Source organism: Pseudomonas saudiphocaensis, from assembly GCF_000756775.1.
GTDB lineage: Bacteria > Pseudomonadota > Gammaproteobacteria > Pseudomonadales > Pseudomonadaceae > Stutzerimonas > Stutzerimonas saudiphocaensis.
The window spans coordinates 1,617,397-1,633,468 of record NZ_CCSF01000001.1 but is presented as its reverse complement, the minus strand read 5'-3'; the positions used below and the strand labels follow the sequence as shown (position 1 = coordinate 1,633,468).

The window sequence follows — 16,072 nt, the reverse complement described above, 5'->3', positions numbered from 1 at the left end:
GTCACGGATATTTGCGGTCTGTTGCGTGTCTATGACTCCTCACAAGCCAAGTGAAGCGTAGCGGCTGGAATCGAGGCATGAACCAAAAATTCATCTCCGGGAAGGGATTCGTTATGAGGAAAATCACGCTCGCGGGGGCATCGCTTGTTTGCCTCGCAACCACTCAGGCATTGGCGGCGAACGATCCGCGATACGTTCGCATCGGTGGTTTCGAGTTCACGCCCACACTGGTGGTGCGCGAGAGCTACGACGACAACTACCGTGGTCTGTCGGAGAACGAACAGGCGTCCTGGGTTACGGGGATCAATCCGACCTTTCTACTCGCAACCGGCAACCGCAACAGCGAGTACGAGCTGGAGTACTCCCTCAATCACGACCACTTTCATTCCGACTCCGAAGCCACCAACACCGATCACCACCTGAGCTTTCGCAGCGCCATGGAGTTCAGTTCGCGGCATCGCCTGAACTGGGGCCTGGCCTACCACCGTGTCGAAGAGACAGCCGACACCGACGATATAACCGAGAACGACAAGTACAGCACCAAGGTTGCCCGTGCCGCCTACCGTTTCGGCGCCCGCACCGCTCGCAACCAGCTGGAGTTCGGCACTCGCTACGAAGAGCGGCGCTACCACAACAGCGGCACTCTGAACGAGTCGGAAGAGCGCGACAGCCTGATGTTCAACACCATCTGGTTCCATCGCCTCGGCGGCACTACCCATTCGCTGCTGGAACTGCGGCATACCGACCACGACTACGTCCAGTCCACCGCGCTGCGCGATAGCACCAACAAGGCGCTGCTCGGTGGGATTTCATGGGAAGCCGGCGGCAAGACTTCCGGCTCGGTCAAGCTGGGTGTGGAACGCAAGGATTTCGACAGCAGCCAGCGTGATGACTTCACCAGCCCAATGTGGGAGGCCGGTGTCACCTGGGAACCGCGCAGCTACTCCGTGTTCAAGCTCAACACCCGTCGGGCTTTCGACGAGGGCGACGACGGCGCCAGCACCATCAATGACTGGACCACCCTGGCAACCTGGGAACACGCCTGGACCTCCCGTGTCTCCACCGAGCTGCTCTATCGCTACTCCGATCGTGAGTACAAAGGATTGAACCGCGACGACGAGCGCACCTCTTATGGCGTGGGAATGACCTGGTCGCCGGATCGCTGGATCGACGTGACCCTGTCCTACCTGCGCACGGAAAACGATTCCACCTTCAGTTGGGAAACTTACGACAGAAATGTCTATCTGCTGAGTTTCGACATGAGCCTTTAAGGCCGGTCAGGAGTGCATTAGTGTCCAAGGAGAAGCAAAGCATGACCTTTCAGAACATCTTCAAATACCTCTCGCTTCTGGCGCTGCTGGCGTTCAGCGCCGTGGCCAGCGCCGCCCAGTATCAGCTGGGTTCGGGTGATGTAATCCGCGTCAGCGTCCACGGTGAGCCGGATCTTTCATTCGACGAAATACGCCTGACCGACGCCGGCACTTTCACTTTTCCCTTTATTGGTGAGGTGGACGCCAACGGGAAAACGCCGGGCCAGGTACGCAGCCTGCTGACCGATGCACTCAAGGACGGCTACCTGGTCGACCCGCGGGTGTCGGTGTCGGTGGTCAACTACCGCGAGTTCTACATCTCCGGCGAGGTCAAGCTGCCCGGCGGTTATCCCTATCAACCCGGTCTAACCCTGGACCGCGCGATTGCCCTGGCGGGCGGGCTGACCGAGCGCGCCTCGACCAAACGCATGACCATCGTGCGCGGCTCCGAGAATGGACGCAGCGCGGAAAAAGCCACGATGGATACCCTGGTTCGCCCCGGCGATACGATCAATATCGATGAAGGATTCTTCTGATCATGAATAGCCCCGTTCGCCCGGATCGACCATGGCAGCGCCCTGCCAATACTGCCGATAGCGATTTCATCGACCTCAAGAAAATCTGGCACGCCATCTGGTCGCGCAAGTGGGGCATCGCCCTGCTGGTGGCTGTGGTCGGGCTGCTGACCCTTGTTCTGGTCATGCGCATGACGCCCATCTACAAGGCCGTTGCTTCCGTGCTCATCGAGAACAAGGCCGCGCCCGTCGTTTCTTTCCAGCCCATGGTCGAGTCGCCGGAGCTCAGTGAATACCTGCAGACCCAGCTCAGCCTGATGCAGAGCCGTGGTGTTGCCGAGCGCGTGGTGCGCGACCTGAACCTGACCGAACATCCCGAGTTCGATCTGCGTCAGCAGCCCGGTCCGCTGATCGATTTCAGCGCTTTGATTGCAAAACTGACTGGTGAAGAGGTCGAACCGATCAGCGAAGCGCAAGTCATGGACTACGCCACCCAGCTGTTCATGGAGCGTACTTCGGTGTGGGTCGAGGGCAAGAGCCAGCTGGTCTACCTGTCGGTTGCCATGGCTGACAACTATACCGCCGCACAAGCCACCAATCAGTTGGCCCAGGCTTATATCGAGGCGCAGCTGGAAGCCAAGGTCGACATGTCGATGACGGCGGCCAGCTGGATGAATGATCGTCTGGTATCGCTGCGGGAGAAGCTGCAGGCTTCCGAGGATCAGCTGCAGGCCTACCTGGATGCCGAAGGTCTGGTGGACCTCAACGGTGTCGGCACCATCAGTGCCAGCGAACTGTCGCTCACCGGTGACCGCATGATCGATGCGCGCCGCCAGCGTGCCGAAGCCGAGAGCCAGTTCCGTCAGGTTGAGTCGATGCGCAGCCAGGGCTGGGAGCGTCTGTCCAGCGTGCCGGCCGTTCTGGGCCATCCATTGATCCAGCAATTCAAGGCCGACCAGGCGCATGCCCGCGCTCGTGTCGAGGACCTTTCACGTCGTTATGGCGACCGTCACCCCGCCATGGTTTCGGCGCGTTCGGACCTGAACGCTGCAACCGCCAGCCTGCGTCAGCAAGTTGAGCAGGTAGTGGCGAGCATCGAGCGCAACTATCAGCTGGCGGTAGCCAATGAGAACTCGCTGCGCTCCTCGTTCAACGAGAACAAGGACCGCATCCAGGATATTTCGCGCAAGGAGTTCAAGGTTCGTGACCTGCAGCGTCAGGTTGAAAGCGACCGCGCCCTGTACGACACCTTCATGACCCGTCTGCAGGAAACCACGGCGACGTCCGACCTGAGTTCCACCAATGCGCGGGTAGTCGACGCGGCGATTCCGCCGACCGAGCCCAGTGCACCCAACGTCAAGCTGATCATGGTGGTGGCCTTGTTCCTGGCGCTGGTGCTGGGCATCGCCCAGGCAATCATCCGCGAGATTCTCGACAACACCTTCAAGAGCTCCGAGGAGGTGGAAAACAAGCTGAACCTGCCGGTCATGGGCATCGTGCCGCAGGTGCCTCGCAAGCTCCGCAAGGAGGTCAGCCATCTGTTCGAGCGCAGCGGCGACAAGCGCTTCTGCGAGGCCGTGCGAACCATTCGTACCAACCTGCTGCTCAGCGAAGCCAACCATCCACGCCAGGTTCTCGTGGTTACCTCCACCGCACCGGGCGAGGGCAAGAGTTCGGTCTCGGCCAACCTGGCGTTCGCCATGGGGCAGCTGCATCGCGTCCTGTTGATCGACGCCGACCTGCGCCGCGCAACTCTGGAAAAGGCCTTCGAGCTGAAGCCCGGTACGCCAGGCCTGGTGAACCTGATCGGTGGCAATGCCCGTCTCGAAGACTGCATTCACAGCGTAGGCAACGTCGACATGATCGCCGCTGGCCCGGTGCCTTCCAATCCGCTGGAGCTGCTGTCATCGCCGCGCTTCGCCAAGTTGCTGGAAGTGCTCAAGGGGCGTTACGAGCGGATCATCATCGATTCGCCTCCGAGCCAGGCGGTCAGTGATGCGGCCGTTCTGTCGACCTTGGCTGATGCGGTGATCTATGTGGTCAAGTCCGACAGCACCCTGATCCCGCATGTCCAGAAGGGCGTGAGCCAGCTGCAGAACAGCAGCGCACCCGTCGCAGGTGTGGTGCTCAACCATGTGGACATCGAGAAGGCCAAGAAGAACGGCCAGTTCCGTGGCTACTACGACCACTACGGTTATAGCGAGCAAACGGTCTAACCGGCTCGCTCTTACCCTGTCCGGCCAGACGAGTCTGGCCGGACTCTTAATTTGCCAGCAAGACGATGTGCCAACGGCTCTTTATCAGGGGCGGGCACTGGCACGCCTGCATGAATGACTTTTCGAGGAAGCTGCTATGAACATCACCGTGGTTGGAAGCGGTTACGTGGGCCTGGTAACCGGCGCCTGTATCGCCGAGATGGGCAACCAGGTCTATTGCGTCGACGTCGATCAGACAAAGATCGAGAACCTGAAGCAGGGGATTCTGCCGATCTACGAACCGGGCCTTGAAGACATCGTACGCGACAACCATGCGTCCGAGCGGTTGATCTTCACTACTTCGCTGGCCGAGGCCGTGGAGCAGTCCGAGGTATTTTTCATCGCCGTCGGCACACCTCCTGGTGAGGATGGTTCAGCGGATCTGCGCTACGTGCTGGAGGTTGCCCGGCAGATTGGCGACACCCTGAGGGCTCCGGCGATCATCGTAAACAAGTCCACTGTGCCGGTGGGCACCGCCGATCTGGTGCGCGAGGCCATCAGCGAGCGGCTTGAAGCACGCGGTGTAGAGATCGAGTTTTCGGTGGTGTCGAATCCCGAATTCCTCAAGGAAGGCGCTGCAGTCAACGACTTCATGCACCCGGACCGTATCGTCATCGGTGCCGACAACGAGCATGCGCGACAGGTGATGAGCGCGCTCTATGCACCCTTTATCCGCAACCGCCCACGGACCCTGTTCATGGGGATCCGCGATGCGGAAATGACCAAATACGCCGCCAACGCGATGCTGGCAACGAAGATTTCCTTCATGAACGAAATCGCCGGCTTGTGCGAGCGGCTCGATGTGGACGTGGAGAACGTACGCGTGGGCATCGGCTCGGACGAGCGCATCGGTTACCACTTCATTTATGCCGGTTGCGGTTACGGCGGCTCCTGCTTCCCCAAGGACGTCAAGGCGCTGATCAGGATCGCCCATCAGAGCGACTTCGAGCCCAAACTGCTGCAAGCGGTCGAAGCGCGTAACGAGCAACAGAAGCACACGCTGTTCAACAAGCTGTCCAGCCATTTCAATGGCGATCTTGCCGGTCGCACCATTGCGGTCTGGGGCCTGGCGTTCAAGCCGGGCACCGATGATATGCGCGAGGCGCCCAGCGTGGTCCTGATCAACAGCCTGATCAATGCAGGCGCCAAGGTTCGCGCCTTCGACCCCATAGCCCGTGAGACAGCCCGCCGTGAATTCCCCGAGGCCTGGTTTGCAGACGGTCGTTTGGAGATCGTGGAAGGCCAGTACGAGGCAGCCATTGATGCCGATGCGCTGTGCCTGGTGACCGAGTGGAAGCCTTTCCGCCGTCCTGACTTCCGAGCTTTGAAGCGCCTGCTCAACACCCCGCTGATCGTCGACGGCCGCAATCAATACGACCGCGAGCAGCTCCAGCGTGAAGGCTTTGCCTACTACGGCATCGGCCGCCAGCCGGTGGCGGCGTAAGTGAGGATCGCTGAGTGAGCGTCATCGAGCAGAGCGGCGGCTCTTCCATGTTCCGTGAACGGCTGGCGGCGCTGGTGCAGGGCGGCCGCAACAGCCGGCTGCTGCGCAATATTCTCACCGTGGTCAGCGGTACTGCGGGTGCGCAGGCGCTGACGCTGGCGTTTATGCCGGTGATCACGCGCATTTACGGGCCGGAAGCTTACGGTGTTCTGGGCACTTTTCTCAGCGTAACCCTGATGTTGATCCCGGTTGCCGCGCTGACCTATCCCATCGCCATCGTACTGCCTCGGCGGGATGGCGATGCGCGAGGACTGGTGCGTCTGTCGCTGCTCACCGCTTTGCTGATGGCGCTACTTGTGGCGCTGCTGTTCTCTCTATTTGGTGATGCGCTGACGACCCGGCTGCAGATGCAGATCATCCAGCCCTACCTGATGCTGGTGCCGCTGGTCATGTTCAGTGGCGCTGCGCTGGAAATCTCTCAGCAGTGGCTGTTTCGTACCCAGCGTTTTCACATCACCGCCAGCGTTGCGGTAGGCCATTCGCTGCTGTTCAACTCGATTCGCACCCTGGCCGGACTGGTGCAGCCCTCGGCTCTGGTGCTGGTTTGCAGTACCGCGCTGCAGCAGGCGCTGCACGCGGCAATGCTTGGTCTGGCCATGCTGCGGGCCAAACCCCATGTCGACAATCACGAGCAGAGTACAGGCTCGGGCGAGAGTGTCGCAGCGCAGCCCGGCCTGCTTGCGCTGGCGCAGCGGCATCGCGACTTTCCGCTGTTCCGGGCGCCGGTGATGCTGATCAATGCGATGTCCCAGCATCTCCCGACCCTGGTCCTGGCGGTCTATTTCGGGCCAGCGGCGGCAGGCTTCTTCGCCTTGTGCCGGCAGGCGATGAGCATGCCCACCAACCTTATCGGCAAGTCAGTAGCCGACGTTTATTACCCGCGTATCAGTCGGGCGATCCATGACGGTGAACCAGTTGCCTCAATGTTGATCAAAGCGACTGCGGCGCTGGCCCTGGTCGGGTTGGTGCCGTTCAGCCTGGTGGTGGCGTTTGGCCCATGGCTGTTCGCGCTGGTGTTCGGCGAGCAGTGGCAGGTGGCTGGTGAGTTCGCCCGCTGGCTGGCATTGGCTGAGTATCTGGTGTTCGTCTCGCGGCCTTGCGTAGTGGCAGTGCCGGCGTTGTCGCTGCAGGGGCGGTTTCTGATATTCGAAATCTTTAGCACCAGCTTGCGAGTGCTGGCGCTGTTTGGCGGAGCGGTATTGATCGGAGATGCGCTGGCCACGGTCCAGGCATTTTCCGCCGCTGGCGTGCTGATTTATCTGAGCCTGGTAGTGATCGTGGTCTTCCAGGCACGGCGCTGGCATACGCGGCAAGGAGCTGCGGCATGAGCCAGTACGTAAATTCTTTGAGCGCTATGGATGCACACATGACAGCAAAGCTGCCCACCATCATCGTCATCGGCTACAACCGACCGAAGAGCCTGCAGCGCCTGCTGACCTCACTGAGCAAGGCACATTACCCCGAGGGCAATATCCGTCTGGTAATCAGCCTGGACAACTCCGGAACCCTGGAGCCGTTGCGCCTCGCCGAAGCCTATGACTGGCCCTATGGCGAAAAACGGGTGATTCACCACGAGCAGCGTCTCGGCTTGCGCAACCATGTGCTGGCCTGTGGGGATCTGACCGAGGAGTACGGTGACGTTCTGGTGCTCGAAGACGATCTGTTCGTCTCGCCATATTTCTACGAATACACTGCCCGGGCGCTGGCCTTCTACGAGAATGAACCGCGTGTGGCCGGCATCAGCCTCTACAGCCAGCAGTTCAACCAGACCGCCAACCTTCCGTTTACGCCCATCGACGATGGCAACTCGGATGTGTATTTCATGCAGCTGGCAGCATCCTGGGGGCAGGCCTGGTCACGCCGGCACTGGCAGGGTTTCCGTGAGTGGCTGTTGGGCAATGGGACCGATATCAGTCGTATCGACAACATTCCAGGTGATATCCGCAGCTGGCCGGAATCCTCGTGGTTGAAGCTGTACAACGCCTGGATCATCAGCAGCGACCGCTATTTCGTCTATCCCTACCGCTCGCTGACTACCAACTTCGGCGATCCCGGCCAGCATTTCTACATCGCCTCGTCGCGTTTCCAGGTTGCCATTCAGCAACAGCGGATCGACTACCATTTCCGCCATTTCGATGACAGCCTGGCGCGTTACGACGCTTTCTGCGAACTCTCTCCGCAGACCTTGAAAAAACTCAATCCAAAGCTGGCCGGGCATGACTTCCAGGTCAACCTGTTCGGTTGCAAGGACTGTCGCAGCGGCCTGCAGCTGACTCGCACCGACAAGCCGGGCCTGCACAGCTTCAGCCTGTCGATGAAGCCCATGGAGCTGAGCGTGCTGCATGACGTGGCGGGGCAGGGCATCGCTCTGATCGATACGGCCGAGGTCGACAGCGCCTCGTTGCGTGCGCCGCGAACTCAGTACGACACCTTCCGCTTCTTCTACAAATTTCCCTCCTTGCCGGTGATTTGTGTCGGCTTTTTCGAGCGAGTGCAAATGCTCCTTAAAAGCGCTCGTTCGAGCTGACTCACTGGATTGACTCAACCCCTCACTCATTCATGGAAAAGGTGAACACTATGGAACGTAAGAAAGCGTTGATCACAGGCGTCACAGGTCAGGACGGCTCCTATCTGGCAGAGCTGCTGCTGGAAAAAGGTTATGAGGTGCATGGCATCAAGCGCCGTGCATCGCTGTTCAATACCCAGCGGGTCGACCACCTCTATCAACACCATCAAGTAGAGGACAAGAACTTCGTCCTGCACTACGGCGACCTGACCGACTCCTCCAACCTGACCCGCATCATCCAGGAAGTGCAGCCCGACGAGGTCTACAACCTGGGCGCGCAATCCCATGTGGCGGTGAGCTTCGAGTCGCCCGAGTACACGGCTGATGTCGACGGCATGGGCACGCTGCGCATTCTCGAAGCCATCCGTCTGCTGGGGCTGGAGAAGAAGACCCGCTTCTACCAGGCCTCCACTTCCGAGCTCTACGGCCTGGTGCAGGAAATTCCGCAGAAGGAAACCACTCCATTCTACCCGCGCTCGCCCTACGCGGTGGCCAAGCTCTACGCCTACTGGATCACGGTGAACTACCGCGAGGCCTATGGCATGTACGCCTGCAACGGCATTCTCTTCAACCACGAGTCGCCGCGCCGGGGCGAAACCTTCGTTACCCGCAAGATCACCCGCGGCCTGGCCAATATTGCCCAGGGCCTGGAGCAGTGCCTGCATATGGGCAACCTGGACGCGCTGCGCGACTGGGGACACGCCAAGGATTACGTGCGCATGCAGTGGATGATGCTGCAGCAGGAGCAGGCCGAGGACTTCGTTATCGCCACCGGCGTGCAGTACTCGGTGCGTGAATTCATCCGCTGGTCGGCCGCCGAGTTGGGCGTTCAGCTGCGCTTCGAGGGCAGCGGCGTGGATGAGCGCGGCATTGTTGAAAGCATCGAAGGCGACATGGCACCGGCGTTGAAAGTCGGTGATGTGGTGGTGCGTGTCGATCCGCGTTATTTCCGCCCCGCCGAAGTGGAAACCCTGCTGGGTGACCCGTCCAAGGCCAAGGAAAAGCTCGGCTGGACGCCGGAAATCAGCGTGCAGGAGATGTGCGCCGAGATGGTCCGCGAAGACCTCAAGGTCGCCAGGCGCCACGCCTTGCTCAAAGAGCACGGCTTCGAGATCCCCGTTACGCTGGAGAGTTGAACCATGAATCGTGACGCTCGAGTTTTCGTCGCGGGGCACCGGGGGATGGTCGGCTCGGCCATCGTCCGGCGTCTACAAGCACTGGGTTACAAGAACATCCTCACGCGCGGGCGTGAGGATCTTGATCTGATCGACCAGGCGGCGGTGAATGGCTTCTTCGCCGAGAATCAGATCGATCAGGTCTATATGGCATCGGCCAAGGTCGGCGGTATACACGCGAACAACACCTACCCGGCCGAGTTCATCTACCAGAACCTCATGGTGCAGGCGAACATCATCCATGCGGCGCACTGCAACGATGTTCAGAAGCTGCTGTTTCTGGGTTCATCCTGTATTTACCCGAAGTTTGCTGCGCAGCCAATGAAGGAGGAGGCGTTGGTGACCGGTGTGCTGGAACCCACCAATGAACCCTACGCGGTGGCCAAGATTGCCGGGATCAAGCTTTGTGAAAGCTACAACCGGCAGTACGGCCGCGACTACCGTAGCGTGATGCCGACCAATCTCTACGGCCCCAACGACAACTTCCACCCGGAAAACAGCCATGTGGTGCCGGCTCTGCTCAAGCGCTTCCACGAAGCGACCCTGCGCGGTGATGACGAGGTGGTGATCTGGGGCAGTGGCAAGCCGCAGCGCGAGTTTCTTCACGTGGACGATATGGCTGCGGCCAGCGTGCACGTGATGGAGCTGGACGAGGCCACCTACCAGGCGCACACCCAGCCGATGCTGTCGCATATCAACGTCGGCACCGGCGTCGATTGCAGCATCCGCGAGCTGGCCGAGACCATCGCTCGGGTCACCGAGTACCAGGGACGGCTGATCTTCGACAGCAGCAAGCCGGACGGCACGCCACGCAAGCTAATGGATGTGTCTCGTCTGAAGGCGCTGGGCTGGCAGGCCAGCATCAGCCTGGAAGACGGTCTGCGGGATGCCTATCGCTGGTTCGTCGACAACCAGCACCAGATACGCCAGTAGCGGCACGTTTGCCATGCAGTGCCGTCGGACCTTCCCTTTTGCGCAACGCAGCGGCCGTGGGAGCGAATCATTCGCGCGCTCCTCACGGGCTGCGCAAGGCTGGTGAGCGTCAGAGGCTAGTTCATGCGTCATCGATCCGCTGAAGGGGAGATGGCGATATGCACCTATGGAAATGGACCTTTTCGCCGCAAGCGTTGTCCATCCATGGCACGTTTCCTCGTCGAGGTGTTCGTTCGCCGAGCCACGCCGGCTCGATTTTTGTGTCCGCCATCATTGGATATTGGGGATAGCGCTTGTTAAGGAAAGTTCTGGCGTACAAGAATCTGCTGATCGTCCTGTTGTTGCTGAATTCCGGGTGCTTCTTCCTGACGGATGACAAGCGTGCCGGTATTCCCTACTTCAGGGAGATGTTCCTGCTGCTGGTCGTGGCGTCCACCGTGTGCCTGTTCGTTGCCTGGAAGTGGGTCTATCAGTCGCGAACCAGCCTGTGGATCATCTTCATGGGCACCATGCTGCCCTTGATGTCAGCCGTGCTGGCCAACCTCAACTTCGGCCAGCCATTGGCCTTTGGCCTGTTCGAGGAGCGCCGTTTCCTCGAATACCTGGTGTTCTTCCCGGTGCTGTTCCTGCTGCTCATGGCGCAGCCCACCCAGGAAGAACTGGGCCGTTACTTCCTTTATATCGCGCTGTTCTGCGCCACCTTCGGCTTCTGCTACTACCTGGGCATCATCCCGCAGAACACCGTGGCCTCGTTCACCGTGGACGACTGGACGCAATACGAGGATCTGCTGCGGCCCGACCGGTATCGGATCGGCTCGGCATTCGTCAGCCTTGCGGCGTTCATGGTCATGTACAACATGCGCGACCGTGTAACCCTGCGCGGGTTGCTGATCCTGCTGTACTTCGTGGCCTATCTCTGGCTGGTCATGCAGACCCGGCAGACCATGCTGATCTGGGCCTTTGCCGGTCTGTGGATTTTCCGCAAGCGCATCGACTCGCTGATGAAGATGTCCGTGCTGGGCATCCTGATTCTCGGTGTGTCTTGGTTTCTCGTGCCGGAGTTCTATATCGAGCAGTACGAACGCTTCTACGCGCTGTTGTTCGAGGCCACTTCAGGGCCAGGTGTCCGGGAACGAACCGTCGACACCATCATCGAAGCGGTGAGTGCCAACAACTACATCGGTATGGGCGCGTTGTCGCTGCAGTGGAACGGCGGTTTCTCGAGAATATACAACTCGCACTTCTATCTTTCCGATGTCGGCATATTTGGCGTGTATTACCGCTACGGCTTTCTGATGCCGGTAGTGGTGCTGATCTTCTATGGCGGCTTTATCTGGATCATGCGCCAATGCCGGGACAAGGGCAGTTTGTTGGCAGCCATGCAGCTGTCATTCGTGTTCGGCATGATGAATTTCATGCTTTCCAATGCGTTGACGTTTGCCGGCGATGTGTATGGCATGGCGGCGGCCTTCTTCATTTATTACGCCAAGGTACAGTCGGCACATTCCTTTCACGCAGAAAATCCGGGGCAGATGAGTTATGGTCAACTTCAGTATCGTCACCATTAACTGGAATAATCTGGATGGACTCAAAGATACTTATCGGAGTCTGGTCGGGCAGACTTTCAGGAACTTCCGCTGGATTGTCATTGATGGCAATTCAACCGATGGCAGCGGTGAATGGCTGCGCAAACTGGATGACAAGCAGGCCGAAATAACCATAGAGCCAGACAGAGGTATCTATGACGCCATGGATAAAGGCCGGCAACGTGCAGTTCAAACCGAAGGTTATACACTGTTCCTCAATAGCGGGGACGCACTTGCCAGCCCTCATGTTCTGGCCAGAATCAATGACGAGTTATCAAAGGCTGCTATTGCGCCCAAGTTTATCTATGGCGACTTTTATCGTAAGGACGCCGGCGGCAGTCTAAAACCCGTAAATGCCCACCCAATCGAGCGTGCTCCGCTTGGTTTGCCGGCCAGTCACCAGACCATGTATTTTGAGAACGAACGGCTGCGCCAATACAAGTTTCGTCTTGATTACAAACTGTCTGCCGATTATTGCCTGTTATTGGAGTTCTTGCAGGGGCTGGATTTGCAGCGTGATGTCATGCAGTTGTCATTTCCCTTGTGCATCTTCGATACGACCGGCGTTTCTCATAAACGTCGATTTGAAGCAATCCGTGAGGATATGGATATTCGCAAACGCTTCCTGAACTTCTCGAGCCCCAATGCTTTTGCTCTGTATGTATTGCACTACCTGCATACGCACAGCAAGCAATTGCGCGCTGCTCTTGGGCGTTAATGAATGCAGGAAGAATGGTCGCAGGAGAGGATTCGATGAATTACCGCAGTTTGAGTCATCTATCGCAACTGAGCAACGAGTGTGCCGGCAAGATTCCCCATGATGTCGACCTGGTTGTCGGCATCCCCCGAAGTGGCATGCTGGTCGCCAGTATCGTTGCTCTGAAGCAGAACCTGCCGTTGACCGATCTGTATTCGTTCCTGCGCAACGACGACTTGAAGAAGGGCAGCACGCGCACTTACAAACATGCCGATTTGTGCAAGCCGAGAGATGCAAAGAAAGTGCTGCTGGTGGACGACAGTATCGCCAGCGCCAAGTCGATGCACGCCGCCTTAAAGCAAGTTAGGGCCGTGTATCAGGGCGAGGTGGTGACCATGGCTGCGTTCGCCGAAAAGAATAACTGCCATCTGGTGGATATGTATCTGGAGCTGGTCGAACAGCCCCGGGTGTTCGAGTGGAACATCATGCATCATCCATTCATGGCGCAGGCCTGCCTGGATATCGATGGCGTGCTCTGCCTCGACCCGACGGTTGAGCAGAACGATGACGGGCCGAACTACCGGGACTTTCTAAGTTGTACACGCCCGCTGTTCATTCCTTCACTCAAGGTCGCGCACCTGGTGACCAGCCGGCTGGAGAAATATCGCCCCGAAACCGAAGAGTGGCTGCAGAGAAACGGCGTGCAATACGGCACCCTGCATATGCTCGATCTGCCCTCGGCAGAGGAGCGGCGGCGGTTGAAGATCCATCACAAGTTCAAGGCCGAGGTCTATAGCAGGTATCCGCAGACTCGACTCTTCGTCGAGAGTGAGGAGCGCCAGGCTATCGAGATCATGAGGCTCAGCGGCAAGCCGGTGTTCTGCATCGAAACCAATGAGATGTATGTCCCGGGACACGTGCACAATCTGAAGGCCAGCACCTTGCGCAAGACCCATAGTTTGAAAGAGCGGCTGATCGGCAAGGCAAAGTCGATGGCCAAGTGGATGCCAATGCCGCAATCCAAAAGCTGAGCGCATAGCGCCCCGACAAGACGCCGGGGCGCAACGCAGGTGAATTCATGGACCGATACGCTTGCAGTCTCCCTTACCGACATACTTTTCGAGCACAGCCCACTGCGGACGTTCTTGGCCGTCGCGAGTCGGTTCGACCGATAACTTGTAATTTCCCCAGGAAGGGCCTGCGGCCCAATACGTCATGGGTATGCAGTGTTTCTGCAGATAAGCCAGCAGATTGTCCATCGCTTCCAGCAGGCGCGGATCCCCGGCCGGTATGCCGAATTCGCCAATATGGCCCTGCCTGTCATGTTTGATCAGCCAATCGATAAAGGGCTTGACCCGCTCCACACCCAGCATGGTGTCGAAGTCCTCTGCCAAAGGCTCGCGATATTGCCCGTTGCCATGTTTGTCGAGATAAAGATGTGCGGAGAATATCAACTTGTCGGCGGGGTCCTGCAGATTGAGAAGTGGGTCGTTGTATTTGGGCCAGAGATAACTGCTGGACCAAAAGTTGCCTTCGATAAGCAGCGGACGCTCATGGTCGTGTTTACGAATGGCATCGATTCCTGCTTGAGCGGCGGCAGGCCAGTATTTATCGACGCCATGGGGTTCATTCATGATGTCGTAAGCCCAGAGTCCTTCGTGGTCTTTCCAGCGCTTGGCAACGCGCTCCAGAAAGTCCGCATAGGCGGATATTGGAACAGCATCGGAGCCTATTTTCTTTTTTCGGTAACGGGCGTAATTGTGGATATCGAGGATGACGCGCATATCGTGGTCCGCAGCCTGTTGCATGAAATCTTCGATGCGTTGTGCATATTCCTCTTGCAGCTCGCCATTGAGTTCGGCTTGCAGGCGCTCCCACATGATCGGGAATCGGATGGTACGAATGCCGCGTTCTTTCCAGGTGGCAAGGTAATCTGGGGCGGGGAAGAAATAATTTGTATTGTATTTTCCAGGGATGGAATTGCCGGAAAATGCGGCTCCACCGATGTTCAGCCCGATCAAGTCGATTTTTTCTGCCGCATTTACGGCACTACCGAGCATAACTACGAGTCCGAGAAGTATTCCTTTCACCCGTTGCGATTTGCCGCGTGTCCCCATCATCTCCATCTCCTCTTTTTGCCATCGGAAAAAGTCGCAGCAGCGACTGCTTACTTTGGTCCGACGCTGACACGCATTGTTCAGTTTTTCTACGAATTGAGCCTGGGAAATAAATGCCCGGTTGGATGGCCTGCAAATCCAATAGCCCCAGAATTGAATGACAGACAGAGAAGATATTTATGAAAAAACCCCGCACCAGAAGGATGGATCCTTTGATCGGGAAGCTGAAGCTCCTGAATGAGGCCGAGACGGGCCCCTTCATCAGCACACTTCGGCAGCGCAAGTCGCCGACGATTCTTGGATTTCTAAATCAGCACGGCTACAACATTGCCCAGCGGCATGCCTCGGTCCGGGACAGCTTCATGCATGTGGACCATCTGCTGCGTGACGGCATTGGAATCAAGATTGCCTGCTTGTTCAACGGGCGAGAACCAAAGGCCAACCTGAACGGATCGGACTTCATACCCAGGCTGATCGAAGAGTTGGTGAGCGGCTCGGGCGACAATCATGAGCTTTTCGCCATGGGCACTCGTGAGCCTTGGCTAAGCGAGGGGGCGCGCAGTCTGTTCGGGGACCGTGACTTCCATGCAATCGATGGTTTCAAGAGTAGCGAGGAGTACCTGGAGTTCTACCGGAAGCACCATGTCCCAGGGCGCTATCCGATTATTGTGCTTGCCATGGGCATGCCAAAGCAGGAGCAGGTCGCTTTATATCTGCAGAACGAAATGGAGACGCCGGCGTTGCTGATCTGCGGCGGCGCCATTCTGGACTTTGCTGCCGAACGCTTTCCCCGCGCACCGTTGCTCTTCCGGCGCTTTGGTCTGGAATGGGCGTTCCGCATGCTGATAGAGCCAAGGCGCCTGTTCAAACGCTATGCGGTAGGGATCCCACTGTTTTTCTATTACCTGTCGCGCAGCCTTCTTGCACGCCCCCGCCATATAAGCAGTGCAAGCCGCAGCGGCAAGCGGCAGGCTACTAGTTACAAGTAAACGTACATCCTTCAACCCCGCCGCAAAGGCGGGGTCCAGCTCCTAAAACTCCCTTTTCCTTCCTCTGCGGTATTGCCTCCCTGGCAAGGCCCGAATTCGGCTTTTTTATTTTGCTTCGCCTCGGCAAATTCCCTCAATGCTTGATAGCCATTCGTCGGGAATGAAGGCCGCTTCGCTTGTTTGTGTGACTTGCCAGAATTCAAAAAAATGGCGCCGATTTCTATTGTTTTGAAGCATTAAGCACCGCTCTTTCAATAGCATTTAGCCATGTTCTAATAGCATATTACTGGCGATGCCAAAAAAGTGCCGATTATTTGGCGATGCTATTTCGTCGGCGGCGTTTTGACTAAATTTTGAAACCTATTATAAAGGCGCCACGCAACGGATTGCCGGATTCTCAAATGGTGATCCGGCCCTTGCATGCG

Annotated in this window: 13 protein-coding genes; 12 read left to right on the top strand and 1 reads right to left on the bottom strand. The window is 58.0% G+C overall.

The features are described from left to right. Positions 1 to 113 precede the first annotated feature (113 nt). From BN1079_RS07585 to BN1079_RS07535, 11 genes are all read left to right on the top strand, one after another. Positions 114 to 1,271 carry an outer membrane beta-barrel protein gene (locus tag BN1079_RS07585; protein ID WP_037026694.1) on the top strand — a complete coding sequence of 386 codons (1,158 nt, stop codon included), beginning with the start codon at positions 114 to 116 and terminating at the stop codon, positions 1,269 to 1,271. 41 nt (positions 1,272 to 1,312) lie between these two features. Then, positions 1,313 to 1,846 (top strand): polysaccharide biosynthesis/export family protein, encoded by a 534-nt coding sequence (locus tag BN1079_RS07580; RefSeq protein WP_037026693.1) that lies wholly within the window; start codon positions 1,313 to 1,315, stop codon positions 1,844 to 1,846. Positions 1,847 to 1,848: 2 nt separating this feature from the next. Further along, the gene (locus BN1079_RS07575; protein ID WP_037023409.1) at positions 1,849 to 4,041 is read left to right on the top strand and encodes a GumC family protein; all 2,193 of its coding nucleotides are present in this window, start codon (positions 1,849 to 1,851) and stop codon (positions 4,039 to 4,041) included. A 136-nt stretch (positions 4,042 to 4,177) separates the two neighbouring features. After that, positions 4,178 to 5,524 (top strand): UDP-glucose dehydrogenase family protein, encoded by a 1,347-nt coding sequence (locus BN1079_RS07570; protein ID WP_037023407.1) that lies wholly within the window; start codon positions 4,178 to 4,180, stop codon positions 5,522 to 5,524. Between the two features lie 14 nt (positions 5,525 to 5,538). Then, the gene (locus BN1079_RS07565; RefSeq protein ID WP_037023405.1) at positions 5,539 to 6,912 is read left to right on the top strand and encodes a lipopolysaccharide biosynthesis protein; all 1,374 of its coding nucleotides are present in this window, start codon (positions 5,539 to 5,541) and stop codon (positions 6,910 to 6,912) included. A 38-nt stretch (positions 6,913 to 6,950) separates the two neighbouring features. After that, positions 6,951 to 8,111, top strand: coding sequence for a glycosyltransferase (locus tag BN1079_RS07560; RefSeq protein ID WP_037026692.1), 1,161 nt, complete (start codon positions 6,951 to 6,953; stop codon positions 8,109 to 8,111). A 50-nt stretch (positions 8,112 to 8,161) separates the two neighbouring features. Continuing rightward, a complete protein-coding gene (gmd, locus tag BN1079_RS07555; RefSeq protein ID WP_037023403.1) occupies positions 8,162 to 9,286 on the top strand; it encodes a GDP-mannose 4,6-dehydratase in 1,125 nt (374 codons plus the stop codon). A 3-nt stretch (positions 9,287 to 9,289) separates the two neighbouring features. Continuing rightward, positions 9,290 to 10,258, top strand: coding sequence for a GDP-L-fucose synthase (gene fcl / locus BN1079_RS07550; protein ID WP_037023395.1), 969 nt, complete (start codon positions 9,290 to 9,292; stop codon positions 10,256 to 10,258). Positions 10,259 to 10,551: 293 nt separating this feature from the next. Beyond that, the gene (locus BN1079_RS07545) at positions 10,552 to 11,826 is read left to right on the top strand and encodes a hypothetical protein (protein WP_231850770.1); all 1,275 of its coding nucleotides are present in this window, start codon (positions 10,552 to 10,554) and stop codon (positions 11,824 to 11,826) included. Further along, complete coding sequence (locus tag BN1079_RS07540) at positions 11,798 to 12,562, top strand: glycosyltransferase (protein ID WP_037023393.1); 765 nt, start codon at positions 11,798 to 11,800, stop codon at positions 12,560 to 12,562. The genes BN1079_RS07545 and BN1079_RS07540 overlap by 29 nt, the downstream gene beginning before the upstream one ends. A gap of 35 nt (positions 12,563 to 12,597) precedes the next feature. After that, complete coding sequence (locus BN1079_RS07535; RefSeq protein ID WP_037023384.1) at positions 12,598 to 13,572, top strand: phosphoribosyltransferase family protein; 975 nt, start codon at positions 12,598 to 12,600, stop codon at positions 13,570 to 13,572. Positions 13,573 to 13,617: 45 nt separating this feature from the next. Here BN1079_RS07535 and BN1079_RS07530 read toward each other — a convergent pair whose 3' ends face one another. Then, a complete protein-coding gene (locus BN1079_RS07530; RefSeq protein ID WP_037023382.1) occupies positions 13,618 to 14,661 on the bottom strand; it encodes a glycoside hydrolase family 5 protein in 1,044 nt (347 codons plus the stop codon). Between the two features lie 176 nt (positions 14,662 to 14,837). On the opposite strand from BN1079_RS07530, the gene BN1079_RS07525 reads away from it, so the two are divergent. Further along, positions 14,838 to 15,647, top strand: a complete 810-nt coding sequence (locus tag BN1079_RS07525; protein WP_231850769.1) for a WecB/TagA/CpsF family glycosyltransferase — start codon at positions 14,838 to 14,840, stop codon at positions 15,645 to 15,647. Positions 15,648 to 16,072 lie beyond the last annotated feature (425 nt).

Excerpts from the sequence above, each read along its gene's own strand:
- BN1079_RS07585 (WP_037026694.1), top strand. The coding sequence starts at position 114 with ATGAGGAAAATCACGCTCGCGGGGGCATCGCTTGTTTGCCTCGCAACC.
- BN1079_RS07580 (WP_037026693.1), top strand. The coding sequence starts at position 1,313 with ATGACCTTTCAGAACATCTTCAAATACCTCTCGCTTCTGGCGCTGCTG.
- BN1079_RS07575 (WP_037023409.1), top strand. The coding sequence starts at position 1,849 with ATGAATAGCCCCGTTCGCCCGGATCGACCATGGCAGCGCCCTGCCAAT.
- BN1079_RS07570 (WP_037023407.1), top strand. The coding sequence starts at position 4,178 with ATGAACATCACCGTGGTTGGAAGCGGTTACGTGGGCCTGGTAACCGGC.
- BN1079_RS07560 (WP_037026692.1), top strand. The coding sequence starts at position 6,951 with ATGACAGCAAAGCTGCCCACCATCATCGTCATCGGCTACAACCGACCG.
- gmd (WP_037023403.1), top strand. The coding sequence starts at position 8,162 with ATGGAACGTAAGAAAGCGTTGATCACAGGCGTCACAGGTCAGGACGGC.
- fcl (WP_037023395.1), top strand. The coding sequence starts at position 9,290 with ATGAATCGTGACGCTCGAGTTTTCGTCGCGGGGCACCGGGGGATGGTC.
- BN1079_RS07540 (WP_037023393.1), top strand. The coding sequence starts at position 11,798 with ATGGTCAACTTCAGTATCGTCACCATTAACTGGAATAATCTGGATGGA.
- BN1079_RS07535 (WP_037023384.1), top strand. The coding sequence starts at position 12,598 with ATGAATTACCGCAGTTTGAGTCATCTATCGCAACTGAGCAACGAGTGT.
- BN1079_RS07530 (WP_037023382.1), bottom strand. The coding sequence starts at position 14,661 with ATGATGGGGACACGCGGCAAATCGCAACGGGTGAAAGGAATACTTCTC.
- BN1079_RS07525 (WP_231850769.1), top strand. The coding sequence starts at position 14,838 with ATGAAAAAACCCCGCACCAGAAGGATGGATCCTTTGATCGGGAAGCTG.